Here is a 24832-nt window from a genome sequence, read left to right as displayed (position 1 = left end):
GGTCTATGACCGCGTTAGAGGAGCAGTTGACGAGGGCCTTGCGGAGGTTGTCCGCGCAGTACGAGACGGAGCAGCGGCAGCAATCCGGGCAGGTCGAAGCCTTGCGGCGGCGCGTCGAGCGGCAAGGCGGGGAGAACGAAGCCTTGCGGCAGCACGTCGAGCGGCTGAGCGGGGAGAACGAAGTCTTGCAGCGGCGAATCGAGCGGCTCGACGTGCTAGTGACACGCTTGGCCGAGTATTTCGGGACATCCGCCGTCGCGAGACCGCGCGGCCTCCGTATCTGATGCGCCGTCCGGGACCGGATCGCGATCAAGGTCCGAGCCGCTGACGATGGCGTCCAGTCGCTTGCCACCCGAACGCCGCAGCGCCCGGCGCGCCGTCCGCCGCCCGTCTAGCGGAGACGCCGTCCCGCCGCGAGGTTTCAAGCGCGCAGATCGTGCGGTCCATCACGAGAGGAATCGAATGATGGCACGCACGAAACGAAGTCGGCGCTCGTACAGCGCCGGCGAATGGGGCCGGAATCGGGTCCGGGTGTTCCCAGATCCGAAGACCGGCCGATACCAGATCGAGTGGCGCGAGAACGGGCGCAGGCTCACGAGGTCGCTCAAGCACCGTGACTGGTCGCGGGCCAAGAGGCAGGCGGACGAGGTTGCCGCTGGCTTCGCGGTCCACGAGCCCAACGGCCAGACCGAGGCCGAGCCCGAGCCGCTCACCCTGGGAACGCTTCTTGACATCTACGGTGACGAGGTGACCCCCACCAAGAGTGAGCGGTCCCGGAGGTACGACCGGGTCGCGATGAAGATGTTCACCAAGGTCTTCGGCAGGCAGAGGAAGCCCGCGACGCTTTCCCAGCGGGACTGGGACCGGTTCATCCGGGCGCGGCGGGCGGGCAAGGTCGGCCCGAGCGGCTCGCCGGTGTCCGACCGGACGATCGAAAAGGATCTGAGGTTCCTGCTGGCGGTCCTCAACTGGGCCACGAAATCGAGGGACGAGGAGGGGAAATTCCTCCTCGACTCCAATCCCCTCAGAGGCCTCAAGGTGCCGAAGGAGAAAAACCCGACCCGCGTGGTTCTCAGCCAAGCCGAGTACGAGGCATTGCTTCAGGCGTCTCTGGCGATGGACTGGCGGTTCCGCGTCGCACTGGTGGTTGCCCACGACACAGGGCACCGGATCGGTGCCGTTCGCCAGCTGCGGTGGTCGGACATCGATGTGGACCGCAGGACCATCCGGTGGCGAGGCGAGTGCGAGAAGACTGGATACGAGCACCGGACGCCGGTGACGGCCGAGGTGCTCGCCGTCCTGGAGGAGGCGAGGAGGCGGAATCCCGGAATCGGAGACGCTCCGCTGCTACCCGCGCCCAAGAACCCCTCCGCATGCATCGGGCGCTCACTGGCCCGCGACTGGTGGGACAGGGCCGAGGCGCTCGCCGGGCTGCCGCCCAAGCGACTCCGCGGCTGGCACTCCCTGAGGCGGAAGTTCGCCTCCGACCTCATGAATCAGCCGCTCAAGGTCCTCTGCGAACTCGGCGGTTGGAAGACGGCCGAGACGGTCCTTCAGTGCTATCAGCGCGCCGACGAGGACCGGCTCAGGCAAGCTCTTGAGGAGCGCCAGAGGGCCATTTCCCGCTAAATTAGCGGGAACAAAAAGCGGGAGTCGCTTTAACGAAATCCCGTAACTCCAATCGGGGCGGCCGGATTCGAACCGGCGACCTCCTGCTCCCAAATCCGCTAAAACGGGATGCGAAATCTAGGCAAGAAATCTCCTAAGTTCAACTGGGAGTGCACGATCTGCCACTCTTGCCGCTGGGTCGCATTTGAGTCTGCCGCACCGATTCGGACAGAAAGCGGGGCCAAATGGCAGGCATATGGACCAGCCAGCGCAGGATGTCGCGCTCGATCTCCACGCCGGCAATCCGGTTGAAGGCGCTGGCGTCGAGGCGGCGGTCCCGCTGCTCTTCCAAGGGGGTTTGCGCGACCTCCCCGATGGCGCGCAGCAGCGCCTCCCGTGTCCCGAATCGCCCGCGATGTCGGGGCCGGGGCCTGCGGCAACACCGTCGGCGCGAAGAGTGAGGAACGCGCGCGCGCTCCAGTCGCGTCCGCTGGAATGGTGCCAGGCCGCGCCCCGGTACAGGAGTTCGACGAGCGGCCGGAGATGTTCGGGACAGTTCTCGCCCGCGCGAAGCTGTCCCCGCTCGATCCCTGGGAGATAGACGACCGGAGGGCGGTCGTCGGGGACATTCGGGAGTTGGATCCTTCCGTCGATCACGCAGCGCAGCCAGATGGCGGGGCCAGTGCGGTCATCCGGTCGGTAGCTGCCGAGCACCAGCAGCTCCGGGACGCGCGCACGCGCGGCGGGGAGGAGTTGGCGCCAGTCCCTGATTGGCGTCCGTCCACCGGATGGCGGCTGGACGCACCATGGCCCCGGACACGCCGGACTTGGCGCGGATGGCCCTGGCGAGGACATCGAGCGCGGTCATGGCCGGTAGGTTAGTGCCTCGCCGAACGGGGAGTGAACGGTCGAAGGGACCACCCCGGCATTCGGCGCGCATATCGGGTAGCGACTGCGCGCATAATCCGGCGAAGTGCCCACAGAACATTGCTTTAGGTGCCGCGCACATGGGACGTAAAGCTGCGCAAATCGTCACTCGGGAGGGATGGTGAGCACGGAACGGGTGCCGCGTCCGCCCCCCCTGCTGGCCAGTACTTTGAGGTCCACGAGCCGACGCAACTCGCGCAAGGCACCTTGGCGGTCGATATCGAACAGTGCCCGGCAGTCGGCGTTCCCAAGCGCCGCTGGGCGGTCGAAGTAGGTACGCTTCTTGGACGAAGCGATGGTCGTACTCGTCTGGACACGCCGCGACGACGCACAGAGGATCATCAGCATGAGGAGGGCCAATGAACGAGAACGACGGCTCTACGGCCCGAGGTCTTGACGCCGACACCGCTCCCGATCTCTCGAAGGACGGCTGGCCCGAGAAGTTCGCCAAAGCGCCCGTCCGTCGGGGGCGTCCCCCAAAGGCGCGACCAAAGGTATCGACCACCATCCGGCTGTCCGAGGAGGTCATCGACCATTTTCGCGCTGGAGGTCGCGGCTGGCAGACGCGGATCGACCACGCCCTACGCGACTGGATCAAGCAGCACGGCGTCGGCTGACGTTTGGGAGGGTCGATACGGGCAACCGATGCTGCCGGACACCGGGTTTCGCGGGTGTATCGGAGGGCAGGCTGCCGTGATCGACTAGGTTCGCTTGCCCGTCCCGCGCACCGCGACCACGTTTATTCCCATGCAAAGGTTCAACACCGCGGGTCCGATCCGGCCCACGCTCGACTACCACATCCCGCCGCTCGACCGCCTCGCTCTGCCCGAAGTGCTCGGCCTGGTTCGGGACGAGCGCTATTTCGTGCTGCACGCTCCCCGGCAAACCGGCAAGACGACAGCGCTGCTGGCGCTTCGCGACCTTCTGAACGATGGAAGTGAGGGCGACTACCGCTGCGCCTACATCAATGTCGAGCCCGCGCAGACGGCGCGGGAGGACGTGGGGCGCGCGATGGGTGCGATCGCCTCTCAAATCGCCCGGGAGGCCAGATACACACTGAACGATCATGCCACGGCCGACGCCGCGGACGAGGTAGACACCAATCGCCGTCCCCACGCCGTCCTGGGCACGCTACTGGAGGCGTGGGCGCGGGCCGCCTCATCGCCGCTGGTTCTGCTGATCGACGAGATCGACGCGATGGTGGGTGATTCGCTGGTGTCGGTGCTGCGGCAACTGCGGGCGGGCTACCCTCATCGTCCCTCCTCGTTTCCGCAGAGCGTGATTCTGTGCGGGGTGCGGGACGTGCGCGACTACCGGATTCACGCGAGTTCCGAGAAGGAGGTGATCACCGGCGGAAGCGCCTTCAACATCAAGGCCAAGTCGCTCCGCCTTGGCGATTTCACGCAGGTCGAAGTCGCGGAACTGCTCGGACAGCACACCGAGGCGACGGGCCAGGAGTTCGCGCCGCAGGCGCTTGAGGCCGTGTGGCAGCAGACCCGCGGACAGCCTTGGCTGGTCAACGCGCTCGCGCTGGAGATGTGCTTTTCGGCGGGGGTGCCGAGGGAGCCCGGGAAGCCCTTCACGGACAGCGATGTCTTCGCTGCGCGCGAGGCGCTGATCCTGCGGCGCGACACGCATCTTGACCAGTTGGCGGACAAGCTGCGCGAGCCTCGCGTGCGCCGGGTGATCGAGCCCCTGCTGAGCGGTGGGGACGCCGAGTACAGCGACCGCGACTTCGAGTACGTGCGGGATCTCGGGCTGGTCGCGCCGGGCCGGACGCTGCGGGTGGCGAATCCCATCTACGGCGAGGTGCTGCCGCGCGAGCTGACCTGGGTCCTTCAGCACGAAATCGCGCCCCAGGAGACCGCATGGTACGTGCGCTCCGACGGGAGTCTGGACATGGACGGCCTCCTTGCCGCCTTCCAGAAGTTCTTCCGGCAGAACTCCGAGCACTGGATCCGGCGCGCGCAGTACACGGAGGCCGGTCCGCAGTTGGTGCTTCAGGCCTTTCTGCACCGCGTCGTGAACGCCACCGGCCGGATCGAACGCGAGTACGCGCTGGGGAGCCGCCGCGTGGACCTGCTGGTCGTCTGGCCCCGGGAGGGAGGTCGGGAGGACCGGATCGTCGTCGAGTGCAAGCTCGTGAAGGAAGGGCGCTCCATGTCGCGAACGGTCGAGGAGGGACTCGAACAGACGAAGCGCTACATGGACATCAGCGGCACGGACGCTGGCCATCTCGTCGTGTTCGACATGCGCGCGGACAGAAGCTGGTCGGAGAGAATCTTCCGGGAGGAACGGGACCACAAGGGTGCCCCGGTGACGGTCTGGGGAGCCTGAGGCGCGATCGAATGAGGGTTGAGCACTGGAACGCGAACACGGCGTACTACCGCGAGTCGGATTGCTCCGGCCTGACCGACAGCATGACGCGCGCGTACGGGCGGCTCATCGCGGGGGCGGGCGCGTTCGAGACCCCCGCGCCCTTGCGGCATCGCGACGATCCGTGGCGGCTTCACGTGCTCGCGCACGAACACGGCCCGCGCGTCCTGCAAGCGCGCATCGTCGCCCCGGACGAACAGCCCGTCGCGGTGCTGGCGGTGGCGGAAGGCGGTGGCGACGGCCCGCGGCGCGCATGGCGCGAGACGGTGGCGGAGGTCCCTTGGATGAGCGCAGAACGCGGACCGAGCGATTTCCTCGACCACCTGCCGGACCGCCCGTGGGTGATTATGGGCTTGCTGCCGGCGCTGGCCGTCCACGGCGAGGCTTTCGATTGGCTGGCGGAACTTGAGCAGTGCATCGCGTGGGCATTCCTCAAGAGCCTCCCGCCGAGGGCGATCGCATGAAAGCCGTCCGCCGAGGAGGTGGCGTTTCCTCCTCGGCATTGACCGAGCCCTCCCTCCGTCGGCTCGATGAGAAGGACGCTGGGTGGAACGCCGATGCCCGTGACCGCGCTGCCGCTTGGCCTTTCCGCTCGGATCCGGAGCCGCTGGGGTCGGTATTCTCCCAACCTTCTCATCTCGTGCTGCTTGAGCGACCGGGTGAGAGGTCGGATTCACTCCTCCGGCGGCTCGCGAAATGCGTCCGCTACGGCACCGTGAACCGCCTCGCTTTCCCGTCGGGATGGTTCCGAATTCAAGTGTTTCGCGAGGCGTGCGGCCAGCGCTTGGCGATCTTCGATCTTCACCAGAAAGAACATGACACGCGCTTGCTCGAATACCCGCCCCATTGCGAATCCCTGCTCGAGTGCCTTGTCGACCCACTCTCGAAACTCGCGGTCGGCTTCCTTCTCGCGTCCCCCGTCCATCAGACCTCCGCCACTGCTGCGGGTAGCTTGCGTACCTCTTCCGGGATCCGCACCGCGCGCGGATTGCGAATCAGCTTGTCGGCGATTCCCGCCGCGTGCTGTCCGCGGCGTCGGTGGTGGAGCGTACAATGCACGACGTTGTCCGTAGCAACGCTTATGTCGGCGTCGTAGCGTCGGGCGAAGCCCACGGCCAAATGTCGGATGGCCGGCGGACCGGTCAGTCCCATGAGTGCAACCTCCTAAGTTCCGTTCCTTCCGTCCTCGCGGGGGACAGGAGGGTGACGATGGCTCGGCCCGCCGCCGCCTGGCCGTTCACCAAGGTCTGGGACCTCGCCACGCCGTAGCTGGTCGAATGCTTCCAATACGTACCGCCGCGTCCGGTATTCTCCGAACCGCCTCATCTCGTTCTGCTTGAGCGACGGGAACGAGGAACTCGGCGGCGGGGCGTCGAGAATCCACTCGACATCGGTTCGATCCAGCCGGTACATGTGAGAGAATATGGCGTCCAGCTCGCTCTGGAGCCGGTGCCGCCGTGAATCATCCCAGAGGAATGGTCGATCCCCCGGATAGCCGAGATCCGAGGCGAATCCTCCAAGCTCACGGCTCGTGTACGTCAATTCCAACACGCGCGGAACCACGAGTTCCACCCAGCTACCGCCGCAACCGGCTTGTTCCAGGTAGGCCTCCGGCGGAAGGACCGGAAGCTGCTTGACGATGAAGAAATTCATGTTGACGCCGCCCACCGAGAACCGCGCCGCCCAGTCGAGGGGGATGGCGTTCATGTTGGCGACCACGAGGGCGGCCGCGACCGCCGGCAACGTGTCGTAATCGACGACGGGAGCGCTGTTGCCCACGCCGCCGGACGAGAGGCCGGAGGTAATCAGGGTACGCTCGTTCGTCGCGGTGGTGATGCCGCGGAGCGCCTGAAGCCATGCGCCGTGATCGACGTTGAGAAGCGGAGCCTTATTGCTCACCGCGACGCCTCGGATGGTGGAGAAGATGGCAGTTCTCTGGTCTGTGGATCTCGCGATGTCCCTGAAGACGACGTGCCAGTCCCAAACATGATCGTCGTTCCCGAATCGCTCAGTCCGATTGCCGGGATCATGGCGAAGATCCCCGTGCGTTCGTTCGTGGAATTCGTGATCTTCCGGAGAGCGAGTTGGTGGCGAGCTTCGCGAGCTCGTGGAGCGTGCTGCCTGCCTGCCTGCCTGCCTGCCTGCCTGCCTGCCTGCCTGCCTGCCTGCCTATCGAAGATACACTGGCCTCGCCCTTGTCAAGTCTTTGGGCGACTTCAGTTTCCGGCACCCAATACCTGGGGATCACAACGGAGTCCGGGTCGGCCTTCTCTTCCGCCGTCATGGGCCGGGCGTTTCCGTTCCGGATGTCCCGTTCCGAGGCCCCGTCGAACGTCGCGAACCTGTGGTCGTACTGGTGGACAAGCTTGGCCTCGTACAGCGGCAGGTAGCGTTCGTCGTCATCGTCGTGGACGAACACGTTGCCGTGCAGTTCCCATCCGTCCTCCTCCAGTCGCTGACGCGTCCTGAAGAGCCCGGAGTCGCTCGTCATGTTGAACATCTGTTGAAAGCTGACCCCCCACGGATTCTCCTCTGGCTCGGGTCCGCGCTTCTCCTTCCAGAACACGCCCGCGCGCTGGTACATCTTGCGGGCGATCTCCATGTCGCGGCGCGTGCGGAAAATCGGGCAGGTTCGTGTGTTCGGGTTGAACAGCTTGAAGTCCTCCCTCGACAGCGTGAACCGTCGCTCCCGCTCCTTCAGTTGTTCGACCTGGTGCAGGAAGAACGCGAACTCGGCCTCCGGCACGGGATCGTCGCGCCCGGCGAGCGTGAGCAGGCAGAACTTGTAGGAGCGATGGACACCGGGGAACACACCCTCCCGGTTCTCGAAGTCGTACAGCGTGGCGAGCCGACGGCTGGTAACGACGTGCTCGAAGAACTTCCGCGTGGAGTGGTCCGTCGCGATCCCCGTCGGCACGATGAGCCCTGCCCTCCCCTTCGCGTTGATCAGCTGGAGGAACGTCTCGGCGAAGAGCGCGTAGCTGTTCAGTTTGCCATAGTTCCCGAGCGAGTATCGCCCGCTTGTCCGGCAATACTGATTCCGCGCTTCGAATCCACGGAGCGTGTCCCGGTAGTCCTCCCAGAGATCGGGGTTACCGTCTTGCAGGTCGGCAATCGCTCCCTTCCTCTTCGCACCTGCCAGCGCGGCGATGCTCGGTGATCGGCTGGAGAAGTACTCCACTTCATTGAGCTGTTGGACTTCCCACGGCGGGTTGCCGAGCACGGCGTCGAACCCGCCGTCCTGCATGATCTCGGGGAACCGTAGGTGCCAGTGTAGGAAGCGATGCCGGCTTGCCAGATCGCGCGTCTGACGCGCGACCCCAACCAGTCCGAGTTCGGTCGAATCCTTCTGTTGAATGTGTTCCGTCAACGGCACGGTCTGGAGGGTGTGCCGCGTCTTGGGCGCGAACCATGCGCCGGCGAACAGGCTGGCCCGGAGCGCCTCGTGCGCATGGACTGGGTCCAGTCCGGTCGCCTCCCACGCGGAGCGCTTGGCCTCCACGTCGTCCAGCGTATCCTCGGGCATCGCGTCCAGGCCGACGCTCGCGATCGCGACCTCCAGCATGGCCTCCTCGTCGAAGAACAGGTCGCCCTGTCCCCCGGAACGGTTCGTCGCCTTGAGGTCCCTGCACACGCCCTTGTCGTCTCCGGTCAACGGCTTGTACGCGGCAGGCGGGATCCCGTCGTCGAGGATCCCAGGATCGAAGACGCCGATCAAGCTGTCGCCCAGAGCAATGTGGGCATCGAGGAACGTGAGCGGCTTCCCCGGCTCGATGGTCTCGATCCAGAGCGCCGTCTTGCAGAGTTCGACGGCGAGCGGATTCCGGTCCACGCCGTAGACGCAGTGCTGCACGACCTCGCGGAGCGCGTGTCGGCGCGTCCCCTCGTCGGGGGCGTCGTCGTCCGCGTCGATGCGCGCGATCTCGGCGGCAAGCCGACGCGCGGCCGCCAGCAGGAAGTGCCCCGATCCGCAGGCCGGATCGAGGACGCGTAGATCGCGGATCGCGGCGCGCGGATCCTCCGGCCGGTCGGCGATGGCCCGTGCGATCACGGGATCGAGGGTGGTCCTCACGAGTTCGCCCACGAGGCCGGGCGGCGTGTAGTAGGATCCGCTGAGTTTGCGCGCCGATCCCCTGGTCTTCGTTTGCCCGCTTGCATCCCCGACGAACGCGAACCGCCACGGCGAGGCGTGCACGTCGATGACGGGCTGAAGTTCGAGAAGGCTCTCATAGACCGACCCGAGTTCCTCGGTGTCCATGTCCCGGTAGTTGATGCGGGCGAGGCTCCGGCCCGAGAGCGACGGGAAGAACGCGAGCGTGCGCACGGCTTCGAGAAGGTGGTCGTTCGCGATTGCGGCCTTGTCGAGGTCCGGGCATTGGTCGTCACGGTACAGCCCGCCCAGGGCCGGCAGTCCGAGCCCCGGCGCGCCGCGCGCGAGGGCGCGGAAGGTGACTTGGAGTCCCTGCCAGAGATCCGAGTTACGGTCGTAGTGCCGCCGCCTCAGTGCGCGTTCGCGAAGCCGCGAGAGCGCGTAGCCCTCGGCGTAGACGACGCGCTCGCGGTCGGTGGCATCAGGATCGTGGAGGAGATCGCGTTCCTCGGCGGTGAACAGGAAGAGCATCCGGTAGACGAGCCTCAGAAGCTGCTGGAAGTAGTCCTCCGGCGTCAGTCCGCCATCGTCCAGAGCCTCCCGCAGTCGGCGGTTCGCCGGATGCCCGAGGAACCCGCTCCCGAGTTGGCGAAGGGCGGCGGTGACGCCCTCGCGGAGGTTGTCCCGCGCCCGCTCGCCGGTCTCGTGCGCCTTGGTTCGCCACGTCTCGATGATGCAGCCGGAGGGCTTGCCGTTCGCGGGCCTGAACCTGCTGGCGTGGGCGGCGAGCCAGAGCGCCGCGAAGTCCGGATACAGCTCTTCGGTGAACACGAGGTCGAGATCGGCCTCGATGTAGGACGGTCGCGTGAGGCTCGGGTTGTCCCGAAGGATGCGCAGCCTGGACCCGTTCGAGATCACGCCCCAGAGCGCGGCGGCATCGGCGTTCAGGTACTCCTGCATCAGGGCGTGCGGTGCCAGCCGCCGCCCGTTGCCGCCTAGTCGCGGATCGGCCCTGTCGAGGTCGAAGTCGCGGGTCACCAGAAGCAGCGGAACCGCGCCGCCGCAGGCCCCGTGCGTGAGCCTGAAGACGCGCTCTTCGAGCGTTACGTCCGCGGCGGCCGCAATGTCGTCGTATCCGAGCAGCGAACGCAGGAACGGGACGATCCAGTCGTCCACGCCCACCCGGGAGGCCTTGAGATCGTGCCGTGGACGGTGCCGGGCGTAGCGCGAGTACAGGTCCGTTCCGATCCTCCAGTATCTGGCGATCTCATCCTTGATCGAGAGCGACTCCGAGAGGCCGTAGTCGGCGCCGGTCTGCCTCGGTGCCTGGAGGGCGGCCACCTCGGTCAGGAACTCGGGCGGCAGGATCCCGCCCTCGACCCTGAGAGCCGTGAACCCGCTTCCGTGCCGTGTGCGAGCCATCGTTAGAGCGTGGCCATGGGCATGAGGACGTAGACGCCTATGGTGTCCACGGGCAAGGCCGGAACGACATCGTAGCGCTCGCCCCGGATGTCGCTCGCATCCCGTATCCGGCGATGGTCCGCAAGCAGTTGCCGCGCCCGATCCTGGGCGAGCCGCTCGAACGCGGGTTCGAGGGACGGGAGGTCGGCGAGGGCCTGCCGGATGAGGTGCGTCTTCTGTCCGTCGGCCATGTTGCGGCCCGGTTCCAGCGAGAGCAGCGACAGAGCATCGCTGTCGGACAGCAGCTCCGGTGCGGCCGCGCCCCGGACGGCGACGCCGAGGCACTCTTCGGCGAGCAGCGATTTCGCGGGCGCGCCTCCGTTCTCGCCGCGCCTCGCGACCCGCAGGTGGCTTCGCAGCCGGAGGAGGTAGAAAACCGTGCGGGAGTCGATCCCGCTCGCGAACGCGGCGCACGCGCGGGTGCCGATCCGGGGCTCACCGTAATCGGGCGAGGGCTCCGCCACGTGTGTCGCGCCTTCCGGAGAGAACCGCGCCGTAGCGTAGCCGAAGTCGGTGCCGCTCGTCGGTGCGTCCTGATCGAGCGCCTGCTCCGCCACATGGTCCGCAAGCACGGAAACGAGCGGATGGGCGCGGTGAATGATGATCGCGCCTCCCGGAGCGCCTTGGTCAAACGCGAGCTTCACGGTGTCCCGGAACCCGATGGCGGCGAGGCGGTCCTGCAACGGCTGCGGAAGGTGGCGCACGGGAAACCGCCAGTGTCCGTCGCGCCGGTCGAGCGGCGCGCCGAGGCGCTCCGCGGACTGGCGCACGAACCGTTTCACGTCCTCCTGGCCTCCGAGGGCGGAGACGGCCCTCTCCCATTCCGGCCACACGTCACCGGGCCGGAGCCGCCGCTGGGCGAACACGGTGCGCGACATCTTGTCCCTGGCCAGCGTCCAGGCGGCTTCGACCTCCTCTTCCGTCCGGCCGAGTTCGAGTTCCCCCTGATCGGCCCAGGAATCGGCCCGGGCGTGGAGGAGAACGGCACGCATGATCGCCTCGACGACCTTGTTGTTGTCGGCCGGCGTGGGCACCGAGACCCCGAGTTCCTTTCGGATCTTCTCGGCCTTGCGGACGATGACCCGGAGCACCGCGCCGTCAACCGGGTTGTCCCGGCCGTAGAGCATGAGGGCGCGCACGACCGGCGAGGCCTGTCCGAACCGGTCCGCGCGGCCCTCGCGTTGCTCGTGCCGGGTCGGGTTCCACGTCAGGTCGTAGTGTACGACCGCGTCGAAATGGTTCTGAAGGTTGACGCCCTCGGACAGGCAGTCCGTCGCCACCAGAACCGGGGTCGCGCCGTCGTCGAGTTCCCCCAGGGCTTCGATCCGCTCCTCGCGCTGGTCGGGCGTGAGTTCGCCGGTCACCACGAGGATGTGCGGGCGGTTTCGCCGCTTCCCCCCGAGCGCGGCCCGCAGCTGCTCGCCCACGTAATGCGCCGTCGCGATGTAGCGGCAGAACACCACGGGCGAGAAGTCCGCATCGACCAAGCGCCGGATCTCGCCGATCAGCACTTTGAGCTTGGGGTCCTTGCCCGGACCCCGAAGGCCATCGGCCTCGGCGATCAGTCGCCGCAGGGACTCCGTGCCCTCGGGGTCGTCCACCGTTCCGGCGGGCACGCTCTCGCTGACCCCGAGCGAGTCGTCGTCCGCCTCGTCCATGACCGTGTCGCGGGCGGCAAGGTCGAGATTGGCGAGTTGGCCCTCCTCCGTCTCCCCGGCGGCGGCCTCCAGCCTCGTTCTGAGCGCGAGCGAAGCCGCCGCTGGGCTCGAAGACGCGCACCGCAGCAGCGCGAGCGCCGCCCACCACGACATGCGCTGTTCGAGCTTCGTGCCCCCCTCCGCGCGCCGGACCATCTCCCTCGCATACGCGAGCACATGCTGGAACAGCTGGCCCCATTCGCCGGTGAGCCGGTAGGTGGCCTCCCGGGTCTCGCGCACGGGAAAGCGGGTGTCGTCCCTCCACTCGGCGATATCGCCGCGGCGGCGCTGGACGAAGTGCAGCGCGAGTTCCTCGCGGAGCGCCCGGCGCGCGTCGCCCTCGGGCGTGTCGGCCAGCCGCGCGAAGCGCGGGTCCAGAAGGCCCAGCAGGTTGTGGAAGGCCGTGTCGTCGCCCGAGTGCGGGGTCGCGGTCAGGAGCACGATCCCCCTCGGCGGGCGCGCCTCGGCGAGCCCCTTGAGCAACTGGTATCGCTGGTGGCGGGTGTTCGTGTTCGCCCGCACGCAGGTGTGCGCCTCGTCGACGATCACGAACTCGGGACAGGCCCGGAGAAAGTCGCTACGCCGCCGGTCCGACTTGATGTAGTCTAGCGAGACGACGGTGTGCGGATAGACCTCGAAGACGGACTCGTCCGGTCTGAGCCCTCGCTCTAGCCGCGTCGCCGTCCCGGTGCGGACGACCTCCGCGTCGATGGCGAACTTCTCGCCGAGTTCCGCCCGCCACTGGTCGCAGAGATGCGGAGGGCAGATGACCGTGAGCCGCTCGATCTCGCCCCGGTCGAGAAGCTCGCGGGCGATGAGTCCGGCCTCGATCGTCTTGCCGATGCCCACGTCGTCGGCCACGAGGAGCCGGATGGGGTCGAGCTTGAGCGCCATGAGCAGCGGAACGAGCTGGTACGCGCGCGGCTCGACGTTCAGGTTGCCGAAACTGCGGAACGGACCGGCCCCGGCCCGGAGCTTGAGGCGAAGCGCGTCGCGGAGCAGCAGCGCCGCCGCCAGGGAGCCGGGCGCGTCCGGGTCCGGCGGATCGAACGTGGCGGCCACGGGCCGCTCGGGTTCGAGCGGCAGATAGATGAGCGTGGCGTCGTCCTCGCCCCCCCCCAGCGGCCGGAGGCGCAGGAGGTCTTCGCCGGTCTCCGGCAGGACCACCCACTCGCGGCCCCGCACCCGGACCAGATCGCCCGGCTTGAACGCGACGCCCGGATCCGCCATTGCTTGCCGCTCCGTTCCCGCTATCCGGCCGAGGAATCGGCGCCCGGTCCGAAGACCCAGGCGTATTCGCGCAGCACGGCCTCCCACTTCGTCCGGTCCGCCCCGAACCGCACGACCGTGTAGCCCGCGTCCTCGAGCCGGCGCGTCGTTTCCGCGTCCCCGCGCCGCCTGAGTTTCCCGTCGTGGTGCGGGCCGTCGATGAACACCACCGTCTGGTGGCCGGAGTAGGCGAAGTCGGGCCGCGTTCCGAACTCCTGGAGATAGGGTTGCACCCTGTCGGGCCGCCGGTAGCCGCCGAGGCTGACGAACGTGAGCCAGACCCTTTCCAGCGAGGAGCCGGAGAAGGCCTTCAACTCCGCCGCGGTGTCGCCTGCGGCCGCGGGAACGGACAGGCTCTTCCGCTCACCGCGGATCAGGCGGCAGAACAGGTCGAGCATCTCCTCGTTGCGCCGGTCGATCACCGAATGATCGGGTTGGTTGTAGTACCCGAGCAGGCAGCGGTAGCATCCGGCCTCGCACCCGTCCTCCACGTTGTCGAGATCATCCACGCCGCTCCAAGCGCCCGACTTCGACTTGTAGTGGCAGACATCGAGCGCCCGGCGGGCGATCCGCCCCAGCGCGCCGGGGTCGCTAGCGATGCGCGTGAGCACGCCCGCGCCGCCTTCCGAGGCCTCGTAGAACAGGATCGTCGCGCGGTGCTCGCGGTCGGGCAGCGGTTCGGCGGCAAGCTCCGCCTCTTCGAGCTGGAACTCGCGCTCGATGCCGCGCTTGAGCGCGTATTGCAGCGAGACCATGGCCGCCTCGGAAAGTTCGATCCCCGGGCGCAGAATCAGGACATTCCGGGTGTCGCGCACGAACGGCGTTATGCGCTGGACGGTTCCGCCGCCGCCCACCCGATCGTCCTCGGCGTCGGTCGGCGCTTGCGGGTCGCGGGTCCACTCGCCGGTGTTCGTGTCCACGCTGAAGCCGTAGACGGACTTCTCCCGCCTCCGGCGCCAGCCGAGGTTGATGCGCCACAGTGTCGCGGCGGGGCTGTACCGGAGTTCGAGCAGCGTCTCGCCGGCCTCCTCGACCGCGAACGCATCGACGCGCGCGCGCCCCTCCTCCTCGCTGAACCGCAGCGTGGTCACCATCTCGTAGCCTTGACGCTGGCGCTCCTCCTCGTCTGAGGTGATCCGGTTCGCCCTCCGGGTCGAGACCTGCTCGATGCGGTAGAGGTTCAGAACGGCGCGGCCGCCATCGAGCCGTTCGTCGCAGCTGGCGCAGCGCTCGAACTCCTTCTGGTCCCCGAAATGCCCGTAGCCGCAGGCCGGACAGATCCGCGCGGCCTCGACCGGGAGCCTGGACGTGGCCGTCGCCGCCGCCTCGTCGCCGACGGTCAGAATGGCGCGCCGGACCCGGTACGTGCTGCCCTCGTGGTAGATGATGGACTGGGGGCCGAACTCGGTCAGCCCGAGGAACCGCGGCCTGCTCAGGAACGAGTCGCGCGCCACCCTCCTGTGGCGCCCGGGGATGAACGCCATCAGCGGCAGGCGCGGGAAGTTGTAGCCGGGCAGGAACCCCTCGGCGGCCAGATAGCGGTAGGTGTAGAAGTCGGAGTTCATGGTCGCTCGGCTGCCGAGAAGCAGATTCTGCTGCGTGTAGGCCTCGTCGTACCGGGCCTTCGCCTGGCGGCGCTCCTTCTCGGTCGCGGCGGCGTTGTTGATGACCTCGTTGGCGACCCGGATCTGGCTCGCCGTCGCGCGGAATAGCGAGCGCCACCGGTCGAACGATTCGTCCAGCCTTCGTTCCGCCGACTTCATCGCGCCCGGCAGCCAAGTGGCCGTGTACCACGGAGCCGCGCGCCCGGCGAGATCCTCCTCCAAGGTGGCGAGGATGCGTTCGGCGCGCCTCGTCGCCTCACTCACGGCGAGGCCGGAACCGATCTGCGCCGCGATCTCCTCGTGGAGGGGCAGCTTCTCGGACCGTTCCCGGTCGAGCACGTCGCGCACCGAGGACCCGAGCTTCACGCCCGTCTCCCCCAGCCAGACTGCTTGCAGGTGGCTGCGGATCAGGTCCTCGTTGGCCAGATCGATGCTGGGCGGATTGACCTCGCCCGCCACCGCGCGGGTCGGATCGGCGAAGAAGTACTGGTCGTGCGGCGAGCGCGCCGCGCAATAGGTCACGACGAGCGCCGGCTGCCCACTTCGGCCCGCCCGACCGCTCCGCTGCGCGTAGTTGGCCGGAGTCGGCGGCACGTTCCGCATGTAGACGGCGTTGAGCGTCGCGATGTCCACGCCGAGTTCCATGGTCGGCGAGCAGAACAGGATGGGCAGGCCTCGGGTTTCGGAGGCGGCCAACCCCTGCCGGAACCGGCGTTCCCGCTCCTCGCGGTCTTCCGACTCGACCTGCGCCGTGTGCTCGCGGGCCTCCAGGCGGTGGAACAGCCGGTCGTCGGAGCCCAGGAGTCCGGCCACGTTCTCGTAGAGGTCGCGGAAGAACGGGTTCACGCCGCCCTCCGCCTCGCCTTCGTCCCCATCGCCGCCGCCTGAAGCCAAGCGCCACTCTAGCGCCGAGCCGTCGATGCGGTATCCGACGCGCCCGCCGTCGAGTTCGGAAGGCTCGACATATCCGTATGTGGTCAGTACACCGAGCACATCGTCGATCACTTCGTTGTAGACGCTCTCGTCGAACTTCTCGGGATAATGCCGGTTGTCCGTTCCCCAGTACTCGGTGGACTTGACCTTGCGGCCGAAGGCCGAGCGGTGGGATACGTGGTGCGTCCTGTACTCGGGCTTTCGTCCGCGGGCGCTCGGTCGCGGAACCATGTAGGCGTGCGAGAACGGGATCTCGTCCTCGGACAGTCCCCAGGGCTCCTTCAACTCGTTGTAGCTACGGTTGCGCATCCGCTCCTGAAAGTTCGGATCCAGGTAGATCGTCTTGATGCAGAGCGCCCTCCGCATGCGTTCCAGAAGCTCCCTGACGAGGGCGAACCGGACCTCGGGCGAGATCGATCCGAGCAGGGGATGGCCGGCGCGCCACTCCTCCTCGTCCCCGCAGCACTCGTCGAGCCCCCGGTAGCCGATATCGAGCAGTCCGAGCTGCTCGATGTTCGGGTTGTTGATCCGCCAGCCGCGTTGCAGGTCGAAGTAGAGACGGTAGCCGAGCACGTCGCGGAGCGCCTTGAGCGTGTTCTGGGCCTTGACGCCCTTGGCCGAGGGGTTGGCGGAGTAGTCCGAGGGATCGAGGCGCAGATGGAAAAGCACCTTCTGGGTCAGGGCCTCGTCGGTCAGGGGCTCGCCGCCCGCAGCTCGCATTGCCGCGAGCAGCGCGCCCCGAAGCAGCAGGATCTGCAAGAAGTCGTTGAAATGGCCCGCCTGGAGGCTCGCGTCCTGCCGGTTGTCGGTGAACGCCAGCAGTTTCTTCGTCTGCTCGTCGAGATCGGTGCCGATCAGGTGCTTGAGCGCGGACAGCGCGAGGATCGTCGTCGCCGAACTCCGGCCCTCGCTGGACAGGCCCGACAGTTTCGTGAACTCGTTCCGCACCGTGCCGTCAAAGCGGGCGTCGCAGTCGGGGTTGAGGCAGAACCGGAACGCCTCCGGGATGTAGTGCGCCGCCAAGCCGTCTGCCGTGACGGATCCGTTGGGATCGACCCGCACCCGCCGGGGGCGGCGGCTGCGGAAATGCCGCTTCAGCCGCGCCTCGCCGCCGGGGTGTTCCAACCAGTCCTCCGGGTAACGGTCAAGATCCGACGCGTCGAACATCCCCGCCGGATCGGGCATGAGGTAGCCGTACTGGACATCCTCCTCGTCGGTCGAGCGTTCGGACAGCTCGCGCGGCTCGAAGCCGGTAGGCTCCCTCCCGGACAGGCTGGCCCAAACGGGCACGTATTCCTGTCCGCACGTCCGGCAGAACGAGAGCGACCAGAGCGGCCGTTCGCGGTCTCCCGGCTTGAACTGCTGGCCGTCGAGCGTCACATACCGCTCGCCCGGACCTTCGAGCGTCGCATACACGTTCCATGCGCCGCTGATGAACTGATGGAGCCGGAAGGCGAACAGACTCATTCCCTTGTCGTTCCGGCTCCGGTGCGCGGCCAGCAGGAAATCGGCAAGGTGGCGCCGGCAGTGTTCGGCTTCGAGGCCGCTGTCGGCCGCCAGAAGCTCGGACGCCTCGTGGATCGAGAGAGGACGCGAGAGCCGGACGAGCTTCCCATCCCGCTCCTCCAGGCCGAGCTTGTGTTCGACCCAAGCCGTCAACGGGTGCCCCGTCAGCTTGTCGTAGTCGGGGTCGCGCGGGATGCCCGCTTCGACGGCCGCCCGAAGTTCGGGTCCGCTCACGACATCGGACCGTTCGGTCACGGGCCGGAGCGTCTCCGTCACCACGTTGGCCGGATCGACCGGTGCGCCGAACAACTGGCTCGCGATGTCCGCCACCGCCTCGTTTCGCGACTCCTCCGAGCCCTCCGAGGCCATTGTCGCGGAAGTGCCGATGCAGAGCAGCCGGTCGTTGAACCGTTCACGCACGCGGCGCACGAGCATGGCCACGTCCGCGCCCTGCCGGCCCCGGTAGGTGTGAAGCTCGTCCAGCACCAGAAACCTCAACCCGTCGGCGTGGCGGCGCACCGCCTTATCGGTTTCGTGGAACCGCGTCATGAGGAGTTCGAGCATGACGTAGTTCGTGAGCAGGATGTCCGGTGGATTCTTGGCGATCCGTTCGCGCTCCTCGTTCGATTCCTGGCCCGTGTAGCGCGCAAAGGTGACCGGCTCGGAGCCTTCGCCGTAGCCGAGCCTCAGGAACCTGTCGAGTTCCTCGCGCTGGCTGTTGCAGAGTGCGTTCATCGGATAGACGACGATCGCGCTGATGCCCTTGTTGCCTTTCCCGACCTTCCGGCGCCGCAGCACATCGTCCACGATGGGGATGAAATAGGCGAGCGATTTGCCCGACCCCGTGCCGGTCGTGAGGACGTAGCTCTCGCGCCGACTGGCGATCTCGATCGCGTCGGTCTGGTGCCGGTGAAGACGGAGTGGCTTGCCGGACGCGTCGTTCTTGTTCTTGAGCCGGAAGATGTTCGCGCACTCGGGATCGAGCGCGCCCTCGGAGACAAGCTCGTCGATCCAGCCGCCCGACTCGAAGCTCGGATTCAGCTGGATGAGCGGCGCGGGCCAGAACCGGCCCGCGGCGTAGGCCTCGTCCACAGCGCACGAGATGTCGGCGGCGCGGATGCGCGTGAAGCTCCTTGAGAACCTCGCATACTCGGCGACGAGCTCGTCGCGAAAGGCGAAGACATCCATTGGCGGATCCCTACCGGCCCATCGCCAACGGCGCGTGGGTCCCGGCCCGGTTCACGGCACAGCACCGCATGAGCACGGTGGAAGGGCTCACGGACGACGGCCTTCCGAAGCCAACCGCTCTGGCGAAGGCAACCGGTGAGAACCTCCCTGGAGGAACCGGAGAGAATCGTCTGCTGGACGCATGGGGCGAATCAGGCGAGCATGAGGCGCTCGCCCTTCGGCTCCGGAACGGGCCGCCCCAACTCCCGAGCCCGGTCGATCCAGAACCGCATCGCGTCCTTGATGTTTTCCAACGCGGTTTCCTGATCGGCTCCGTGCGCCATGCACCCGGGCAACTCGGGCGCCTCCGCGACGAAAGCCTCGTCCTCGTTGCTCCAATAGAGGATGATCTCGTATTTGAACATCAGTCGTCCGCTCCCAGCTTGTACTTGAGGATCAACCGCCGAACCTGCCTCACCTGGTAGGGCTTGGCATGGCCGCCCCGCCTCTGGAGGTTGACGATCTCCACGACCCCTTCCTTGTCGAATAGGTGGTGGCTGCCGCGCACGCGCTCGTCGAATCCAAGATACCGCATCAGCGCCCGAAGTTCATCGAATCGGATGTTCGCGTCCGAGCGGCCCCCGAGGATGGTCCGGACCAGCCGCTCGCGGCGACTCATGGGTTAGCTGCCCCTACCGGCATGTAGACTCCCCGGGGGATGCGCGGGAGCCGATCCGAGCGCACGAGGCGGGATAGCGACCGGACCACCGCGGCGCGGTCGCCGAGGTGCAGCAGGTCGTCCCCCCGTAACGGCGTGGCCTCGGCATGCTCCATGGATCCGCCCAAGGCAGGCTGTATCATCGCGTTCGCGTTCTCCGTCGCAAGTCGAAGCGGTCCAATCAATATATGGGGAGTCCGCACTGTAGCGACTCTCGGGAGCGAACGGCCCGGCCCCCGCCCGCCGCCATGTGTCCCTGCCCGCGATGTACGACGGACCAACCCGTCTCTCCGGTCCTCCCTTCCGGCCATTCCGGCCATGTTCCGCCCCACGGGGGCCGACCGTGTGGCCGAGCTTCGCATCGCCGCTTCTGGAGTTCCAACGGGGGTGTTTCGCCGCCCCATTGGCGGAGCCTTCCGAAAAGCCTGACCCAACATGACCCATCATGATACCCCATAACCACTTAGCCGATCTATCAGCAGTTGACGCTCTTGAAAACATGCATTCACCGTTATGGGCATCGACGCAGAAGAAACGGCGGTCATGGCAACGCTGGAGGAGCTATTCAAATCGCGGGTGAACGCGTTTCGCGAATGGCCGGGCCTGAGGCCTTCGCCATTGGGCAAGGGGGCACTGGGCAATCCGGGTCTGCCGCGCCGGATCGAGGCCGGATGTTCGCGGTCGCTCAGGACGGCGGACCGGGTTCCGGCGTTCATCGGCAACCACGGCCGGGAGACAGGTGGTGCCCGGGATCCTCCCCCCTCGCCCTTCGTAGCGGACGCCATCAACGCGAAACGGGGAGGCACGACCAGGAGGAGAAGCATGACCGAGAACCCCGAACAGCAAATGGGACCGCCGACCCGCTTCCTGCGGATGTCGGAAGTGCAGGCCCGGACCAGCCTCTCGCGAAGCACGATCCGAAGGTGGGTCAAACAGGGGATCTTCCCTCAGCCGATCGCGCTGGGCGAGCGCGTGCAGGGCTGGATCGAGGCAGAGATCGACCAGTGGATCCGCGAACGGATCGCGGCAAGCCGGGGCGTCGGAGAGACCGTCGCCCATTGAACCCTTCAGGGAAAGGAAGGAAACGATGAGAACGTTGCTGACGACGATGCGGGGAGCCGCGTGGGCCGTGCTGCTCATGCTGACGCCCGGCGCGCTCAACGCGCAGGGCACGAGTCCGTGGGTGGACGCGGTGAACGAGCTACAGACGCAGTTCACGGGACCGATCGCGCGCGGGCTGTCGCTGATCGCGATCGTGGTGGGCGGGCTGATGTTCGCGTTCGGCGAGGGCGGGAGCAAGCGCACGCTGGCGGGGATCATCTTCGGGATCGGGATGGCCGTGGGCGCCGTGAACTTCCTCGGCTGGCTGTTCTGATGCGGGGTCTGACGCGCTGGGCGGGTTACGCGGCACTGAACCGCCCGCTGACGGTGCTGGGCGTGGAGCGGCGTCTGTTCCTGCTGGGCGCGACGCTCGCGGTCGCGGTGTGGAACGCGACGGCCTCGCTCGTGGCGGGCGGCTTGGTGTTCGCGGCCTGCTACGGCGCGGGCTGGCTCGCGGGCCGGAGGGACCCGGCGATGCTTTCGGTGCTGCGGAACGCCGCCCGTTATCCGGCGCGGTACGATCCGGGCAAGTGGGCGGACGAGCCCTGGCATCTCCGCATCCGGACGGACTCGAAGTGAGGGTCGCGGAGGAACGCCGGGCCTACGAGGCGGCGGGGTCGCTGGCCGAAGAGCTGCCCTATTGGGGCTGGCTCGACGATGGCCGCACCTGTCTGACCCGTGCGGGCGAGTTGGTCGCGGCGGGCCGGATCCGGCCCGCCGCAGTGGACGGGCGCACGCCTGAGCAGATCGACCGCGTGCTCGGGCTCTGGCAGCGGTTGATGTCGGGGCTCGGTTCCGACACGCGCCTCCAGTTCCACCTGCTCCGGCGTCCCAGTCTCGCCGAGGATCCAGACGACCGCGGCTCGGACATCGCGTCCCTGTCGGGTCGCAAGCGAAGCGCGTTCCTCGCCGGGCGCGTCCAGCGGCTCGAAGCGTTCGTGGTCTGGTCGCACGACCCGGGCCTCCGCCCGGCGGGTGGAGGTTCCGGGCCGGGAATCTTGTCGCGGCTCGCGCGAATCCGGAAGCGCCGCAGCAAGACGGCAACGACCTACCTGGCCTCGGAGATCGAGGCGGCCGCGGGCCGGTTCCGTGCGATGATCGACGCGGGCCGGTCGCTGGTGGCCGAGCACACGCCCGTCGAGATGCTGGGAGCCGTCGAGGCTTCCCGGCTTCTGTCCGAACTCATCAACCGCCCCGGCACGTTCTGGGACGGCTCGACGGGCAGCGGCATGAACTGGCGGCTCGCGGTCTCGGAACTGGAGGCGGAGCGGTCGCACCTTCGGCTGGACGGCGAGCCGGTGATCCTCTATTCGCTGCTGTCGCCGCCCGGGCAGGCGCACGCGAACCTGCTCCGGGACCTCTACTGCCTCGACGCGGTGACGACCGTCTCGCTCGAATGGCGTCCGTGGTCGGTGGAAGCGGCGCGGCGCCGGATCCGAGGCGCGCAGCGCCACTACTTCTCGCGCCGCTACTCGATGATGGCGCACGCCCAGGACGCCCAGGGCACGGCGGCGGCGATGGTCGATTCCGCGGCGGCCGCCGAGTCCGACCGTCTGGGAGCGGCGCTCGTCGAACTCGAAGCCGACGGCGTGGCCTACGGCGAGGCGTCGCTCACCGTGGCACTCCACGGCGAACTCGACGGGATCGAACGGCTGGACGGCGATGTGCGGCGGCTGTTCGCAGCGCACGACGCGAAGGTCATCCGGGAGGGCTACGGCCAGATGCCCGCGTGGTTCGCCCGGCTCCCGGCGCAGCCGCGCAAGCGGCAGGTGCGGAAGGTGTTCGTGTCGGCGGGCGTCGCCGCGTGCCTCGCGCCCGTGTTCGGGCCGCCCAAGGGGAACCGTAGGAGCCGCCATCTGGACCGCGAGCCGCTGGCGGTGTTCGAGACCCCGTGGCGCACGGCGTACCGCTACGACCTGTTCGCGGGCGACGTGGGCCACACGCTGATCCTGGGGGCGACGGGCTCGGGCAAGAGCTTTACGCTCAACTTCCTGCTGGTCGAGGCGCTCAAGTACGATCCGCGCATCCTGATCCTGGACCTGGGCGGCTCCTACCGCTGGCTGACCCGGTTCCTCGGGGGCCGGTATCTGGAGCTCGCGCCGGGCGAGGCGGAGCCCACCCTCCGCCTCCAGCCGTTCGCGCTTCCCCCGACCACGCGGACGTTCCAGTTCCTGACCGGCTGGGTGCTCCGGCTCCTGAAGCTGGGAGGGTACGAAGCCGACGGCGCGGACACGAGCGAGATCCGCGCCCGGATCGAGGACCTGTACGCGCTCGGCACCGAGCGCCGGACTCTGAGCGTGCTGGCCGGTTCGCTGCCGTCGGCGATGTGGCCCGCGCTCAGCCGCTGGACGGAGGGCGGCGCGTGGGGCGCGTTCTTCGACAACCCCCCGTCGGGCGCGGCGGACATCGAGTTCCGGGACTGGCAGGTGATCGACCTAGCGGGCGCGGCGGAACACGCGGACCTGTGCGAGGCGGCGCTCTCCTATCTGCTGGAACGCATGCGGCTGGAGATCGAGGACCCGGCCGAGACGGCGCGGCTCAAGCTGATGGTCGTGGACGAGGCGTGGCGGTACATGCAGGACCCCGCCGTGCTGAATTACTTGGCCGAGGCGGCCAAGACGTGGCGGAAGAAGAACGCCGCGCTCGTACTCGCGACCCAATCCGCCGTCGATGTGACGGGAACGCCGGGTGCCTCGGCCCTCCTCGAATCGATCCCGACCAAGCTCTTCCTCGCCAACGCCGAACTGCCCGACGAGGCCGGGGCGCTCTTCCGGCTAAACGAGTCGGAGGTGGCCCGGATCCGGGCGCTGACGCCGAAGCGCGAGCTGTACCTCCGCCGCCCGGACGAGGCGGCGGTGCTCCGCTTGGAAGTCGATCCGGAGAGCTACTGGCTCTACACCTCCTCGCCGCTCGACGCCGAGAAGCGCGCCGAAGCCGTGGCGCGGCACGGGCTGGTCCGGGCGCTCGAAGCGCTCGCGGGCCGAACCCATCCCACCCCACCAACCGAGAGGACGTGAACACCATGAAGGCAACTCCAACCGCCGCGATCCTGCTGGGGATCGTCGTAGTCCTGCTGACGCTGCTCCTGGCTTTGCTCCCCTGCGATGCCGCCGCGCAGCAAGCGAGCGCGGACGCCACCCTGCTCCGGGTTCCGTTGCCGGAGGACGGCGAAGAGCGGATCCCCCGGCTCCGCGCACGCGTGCGTCATACAACGGTCATCGTGCTTCCGGCCGGGGAGCGCATCCTCGACTTCGTGGCCGGAGACTCCGAGTACTGGCACCTGACCGGCGCGGCGAACGTCGCGTACCTGAAGCCGTTGGCCGAGAACGCGGCGACCAACGTGGCGCTCGTCTGCGAGTCGGGGCGCATCTACTCGTTCCTTGTCTCGGAAAGCGGGGAGAAGCCGCCCCACCTCGTGGTCCGCGTCGAGGCAGGCGCGGATGCGGAGGCCGCGTTTGGCGCTCCCGGGTTCGTCGCCCGGAGCGAGGTCGCCGCCTACCGCGAGATGGCGGCCCAAGCTGTCGAGGCCGCGGGGCTGGCCCGCGAGGAGGCCGAGGCCGGGATCGCCGAGGCACGCGGCTGGGCCGAAGCGGAGATCGAGGCGTTCCGTGCCGCCTACCCCGAGCGGCTCCGGTTCGAGTACCTGCTGGACCGAAAGGCGTCCGAGCGGCCGTTCCGTGTCGAGGCGATGTGGCACGACGGGGAGTTCACCTATCTCCGCTCGCGCGCACAGGAGTCGCCCGCGCTCTACGAACTCCGGGACGGCGAACCGAGCCTGGTCGCGTTCGATCTCACCGAGGACGGCCTTTATGTCGCCCGCCGTGTCTTGGGCGACGGGTGGCTCCAGATCGGCGGGGAGCGGGCCGGGTGGCGGTTCGAGCCGAGGGACGTGCGATGAGCCGCTGGAAGCAGTGGATGAAGGAGCCCAAAGGCGCGCTGCCGGGCGGTGTCGTTACGAAGGTCGGGATCGCTTTGATCACCGTGCTCGTGGCCGGGCTGCTGCTCTCCTCGTCGTTTTCCGGTCCCGATGAGACGGCCGAGGGCGTCGCCCCCGCGCCGGCCCGGCCCGTGGACGACCGCACGGGCCGGTCGCTCGACGGGCGCTTCAGCGACGAAACCGACCGCCAGAGCCAGCAGGCGGCCGCGGATGCGGACCGGGAACGGGGGCAGCCCGGTGCCCCAGGACAGGACACGGCCGGACAAGACACGGCGGCAAGTTCAGGCAGCGCCGGGGGCGGCATGGGCCGGGCCGAGTTCGAGTTGCGCGAAGCGCTCCGGCTCGAAGAGGTCGAGCGCAGGACGCGCTCGCTCCGCTCGTTCCCCGTCGCGCAGTCGCACCGGGATCCGAACGGATCCACGGATGCCGCGGCGTCTC

The 24832-nt window shown here is 67.9% G+C and carries 19 protein-coding genes, 1 tRNA gene and 1 pseudogene; 11 read left to right on the top strand and 10 right to left on the bottom strand.

Going from position 1 to position 24832, the window contains the following annotated elements; genetic code table 11:
* Both RN743_RS00105 and RN743_RS00100 read left to right on the top strand, forming a co-directional pair.
* A partial coding sequence (locus RN743_RS00105) for an MbeD/MobD family mobilization/exclusion protein (RefSeq protein WP_310774960.1) occupies nucleotides 1-284 on the top strand: 284 nt, incomplete at its 5' end.
* 178 nt (nucleotides 285-462) lie between these two features.
* Nucleotides 463-1629: a site-specific integrase gene (locus RN743_RS00100; protein WP_310774958.1), complete on the top strand. Its 1167-nt coding sequence runs from the start codon at nucleotides 463-465 to the stop codon at nucleotides 1627-1629.
* A 53-nt stretch (nucleotides 1630-1682) separates the two neighbouring features.
* On the opposite strand, the gene RN743_RS00095 is transcribed toward RN743_RS00100, so the two are convergent.
* Nucleotides 1683-1794: transfer RNA gene (locus RN743_RS00095), tRNA-OTHER, on the bottom strand.
* Nucleotides 1769-1960, bottom strand: coding sequence for a hypothetical protein (locus RN743_RS00090; RefSeq protein ID WP_310774956.1), 192 nt, complete (start codon nucleotides 1958-1960; stop codon nucleotides 1769-1771). The genes RN743_RS00095 and RN743_RS00090 overlap by 26 nt, the downstream gene beginning before the upstream one ends.
* Before the next feature lie 934 nt (nucleotides 1961-2894).
* Here RN743_RS00090 and RN743_RS00085 point away from each other — a divergent pair.
* The 3 genes from RN743_RS00085 (at nucleotide 2895) to RN743_RS00075 (ending at nucleotide 5375) form a co-directional block, all read left to right on the top strand.
* Entirely contained in the window at nucleotides 2895-3152 is a 258-nt protein-coding gene (locus tag RN743_RS00085; protein ID WP_310774954.1) for a BrnA antitoxin family protein, read from the top strand.
* 130 nt (nucleotides 3153-3282) lie between these two features.
* A complete protein-coding gene (locus RN743_RS00080; protein ID WP_310774952.1) occupies nucleotides 3283-4872 on the top strand; it encodes an AAA family ATPase in 1590 nt (529 codons plus the stop codon).
* Nucleotides 4873-4883: 11 nt separating this feature from the next.
* Nucleotides 4884-5375 carry a hypothetical protein gene (locus RN743_RS00075; protein WP_310774950.1) on the top strand — a complete coding sequence of 164 codons (492 nt, stop codon included), beginning with the start codon at nucleotides 4884-4886 and terminating at the stop codon, nucleotides 5373-5375.
* A 209-nt stretch (nucleotides 5376-5584) separates the two neighbouring features.
* Here the strand turns inward: RN743_RS00075 and RN743_RS00070 are convergent, their stop codons facing one another.
* From RN743_RS00070 to RN743_RS00035, 8 genes are all read right to left on the bottom strand, one after another.
* Nucleotides 5585-5836, bottom strand: a complete 252-nt coding sequence (locus RN743_RS00070; RefSeq protein WP_310774948.1) for a hypothetical protein — start codon at nucleotides 5834-5836, stop codon at nucleotides 5585-5587.
* A complete protein-coding gene (locus tag RN743_RS00065) occupies nucleotides 5836-6063 on the bottom strand; it encodes a hypothetical protein (protein WP_310774945.1) in 228 nt (75 codons plus the stop codon). Before RN743_RS00065 ends, RN743_RS00070 begins: the two co-directional genes overlap by 1 nt.
* 12 nt (nucleotides 6064-6075) lie before the next feature.
* Nucleotides 6076-6810 carry a hypothetical protein gene (locus RN743_RS00060; RefSeq protein WP_310774943.1) on the bottom strand — a complete coding sequence of 245 codons (735 nt, stop codon included), beginning with the start codon at nucleotides 6808-6810 and terminating at the stop codon, nucleotides 6076-6078.
* 127 nt (nucleotides 6811-6937) lie between these two features.
* Nucleotides 6938-10423: an N-6 DNA methylase gene (locus RN743_RS00055; protein WP_310774941.1), complete on the bottom strand. Its 3486-nt coding sequence runs from the start codon at nucleotides 10421-10423 to the stop codon at nucleotides 6938-6940.
* Between the two features lie 2 nt (nucleotides 10424-10425).
* A complete protein-coding gene (locus RN743_RS00050) occupies nucleotides 10426-13389 on the bottom strand; it encodes a helicase-related protein (protein WP_310774938.1) in 2964 nt (987 codons plus the stop codon).
* A 20-nt stretch (nucleotides 13390-13409) separates the two neighbouring features.
* A complete protein-coding gene (locus RN743_RS00045; RefSeq protein WP_310774936.1) occupies nucleotides 13410-18659 on the bottom strand; it encodes a DEAD/DEAH box helicase in 5250 nt (1749 codons plus the stop codon).
* Between the two features lie 191 nt (nucleotides 18660-18850).
* Nucleotides 18851-19063, bottom strand: a complete 213-nt coding sequence (locus tag RN743_RS00040) for a type II toxin-antitoxin system HicB family antitoxin (RefSeq protein WP_310758117.1) — start codon at nucleotides 19061-19063, stop codon at nucleotides 18851-18853.
* The gene (locus tag RN743_RS00035; protein ID WP_310774934.1) at nucleotides 19063-19317 is read right to left on the bottom strand and encodes a hypothetical protein; all 255 of its coding nucleotides are present in this window, start codon (nucleotides 19315-19317) and stop codon (nucleotides 19063-19065) included. The genes RN743_RS00040 and RN743_RS00035 overlap by 1 nt, the downstream gene beginning before the upstream one ends.
* Before the next feature lie 552 nt (nucleotides 19318-19869).
* Between RN743_RS00035 and RN743_RS00030 the strand changes: the two genes are divergently transcribed.
* The 6 genes and pseudogenes from RN743_RS00030 to RN743_RS00005 all read left to right on the top strand — a co-directional run.
* A complete protein-coding gene (locus tag RN743_RS00030; RefSeq protein ID WP_310774931.1) occupies nucleotides 19870-20418 on the top strand; it encodes an AlpA family transcriptional regulator in 549 nt (182 codons plus the stop codon).
* A gap of 25 nt (nucleotides 20419-20443) precedes the next feature.
* Entirely contained in the window at nucleotides 20444-20731 is a 288-nt protein-coding gene (locus tag RN743_RS00025; protein ID WP_310774929.1) for a TrbC/VirB2 family protein, read from the top strand.
* Complete coding sequence (locus RN743_RS00020) at nucleotides 20731-21036, top strand: VirB3 family type IV secretion system protein (RefSeq protein ID WP_310774927.1); 306 nt, start codon at nucleotides 20731-20733, stop codon at nucleotides 21034-21036. Before RN743_RS00025 ends, RN743_RS00020 begins: the two co-directional genes overlap by 1 nt.
* Nucleotides 21033-23474 (top strand): DUF87 domain-containing protein, encoded by a 2442-nt coding sequence (locus RN743_RS00015; RefSeq protein ID WP_310774925.1) that lies wholly within the window; start codon nucleotides 21033-21035, stop codon nucleotides 23472-23474. Before RN743_RS00020 ends, RN743_RS00015 begins: the two co-directional genes overlap by 4 nt.
* A gap of 5 nt (nucleotides 23475-23479) precedes the next feature.
* Complete coding sequence (locus RN743_RS00010; protein ID WP_310774923.1) at nucleotides 23480-24355, top strand: TrbG/VirB9 family P-type conjugative transfer protein; 876 nt, start codon at nucleotides 23480-23482, stop codon at nucleotides 24353-24355.
* A gap of 17 nt (nucleotides 24356-24372) precedes the next feature.
* Nucleotides 24373-24832 (top strand): annotated as a pseudogene (locus tag RN743_RS00005) (hypothetical protein); the annotation flags it as partial.

This window comes from Candidatus Palauibacter scopulicola (assembly GCF_947581915.1).
In the GTDB taxonomy this organism is placed as follows: domain Bacteria; phylum Gemmatimonadota; class Gemmatimonadetes; order Palauibacterales; family Palauibacteraceae; genus Palauibacter; species Palauibacter scopulicola.
The sequence above is the reverse complement of the archived record's forward strand: the minus strand, read 5'-3'. Positions and strand labels throughout refer to the sequence as shown.

Excerpts from the sequence above, each read along its gene's own strand:
- RN743_RS00080 (WP_310774952.1), top strand. The coding sequence starts at position 3,283 with ATGCAAAGGTTCAACACCGCGGGTCCGATCCGGCCCACGCTCGACTAC.
- RN743_RS00065 (WP_310774945.1), bottom strand. The coding sequence starts at position 6,063 with ATGGGACTGACCGGTCCGCCGGCCATCCGACATTTGGCCGTGGGCTTC.
- RN743_RS00035 (WP_310774934.1), bottom strand. The coding sequence starts at position 19,317 with ATGAGTCGCCGCGAGCGGCTGGTCCGGACCATCCTCGGGGGCCGCTCG.
- RN743_RS00020 (WP_310774927.1), top strand. The coding sequence starts at position 20,731 with ATGCGGGGTCTGACGCGCTGGGCGGGTTACGCGGCACTGAACCGCCCG.
- RN743_RS00045 (WP_310774936.1), bottom strand. The coding sequence starts at position 18,659 with ATGGATGTCTTCGCCTTTCGCGACGAGCTCGTCGCCGAGTATGCGAGG.
- RN743_RS00085 (WP_310774954.1), top strand. The coding sequence starts at position 2,895 with ATGAACGAGAACGACGGCTCTACGGCCCGAGGTCTTGACGCCGACACC.
- RN743_RS00100 (WP_310774958.1), top strand. The coding sequence starts at position 463 with ATGATGGCACGCACGAAACGAAGTCGGCGCTCGTACAGCGCCGGCGAA.
- RN743_RS00010 (WP_310774923.1), top strand. The coding sequence starts at position 23,480 with ATGAAGGCAACTCCAACCGCCGCGATCCTGCTGGGGATCGTCGTAGTC.
- RN743_RS00055 (WP_310774941.1), bottom strand. The coding sequence starts at position 10,423 with ATGGCTCGCACACGGCACGGAAGCGGGTTCACGGCTCTCAGGGTCGAG.
- RN743_RS00025 (WP_310774929.1), top strand. The coding sequence starts at position 20,444 with ATGAGAACGTTGCTGACGACGATGCGGGGAGCCGCGTGGGCCGTGCTG.
- RN743_RS00040 (WP_310758117.1), bottom strand. The coding sequence starts at position 19,063 with ATGTTCAAATACGAGATCATCCTCTATTGGAGCAACGAGGACGAGGCT.
- RN743_RS00075 (WP_310774950.1), top strand. The coding sequence starts at position 4,884 with ATGAGGGTTGAGCACTGGAACGCGAACACGGCGTACTACCGCGAGTCG.
- RN743_RS00070 (WP_310774948.1), bottom strand. The coding sequence starts at position 5,836 with ATGGACGGGGGACGCGAGAAGGAAGCCGACCGCGAGTTTCGAGAGTGG.
- RN743_RS00050 (WP_310774938.1), bottom strand. The coding sequence starts at position 13,389 with ATGGCGGATCCGGGCGTCGCGTTCAAGCCGGGCGATCTGGTCCGGGTG.
- RN743_RS00030 (WP_310774931.1), top strand. The coding sequence starts at position 19,870 with ATGGGCATCGACGCAGAAGAAACGGCGGTCATGGCAACGCTGGAGGAG.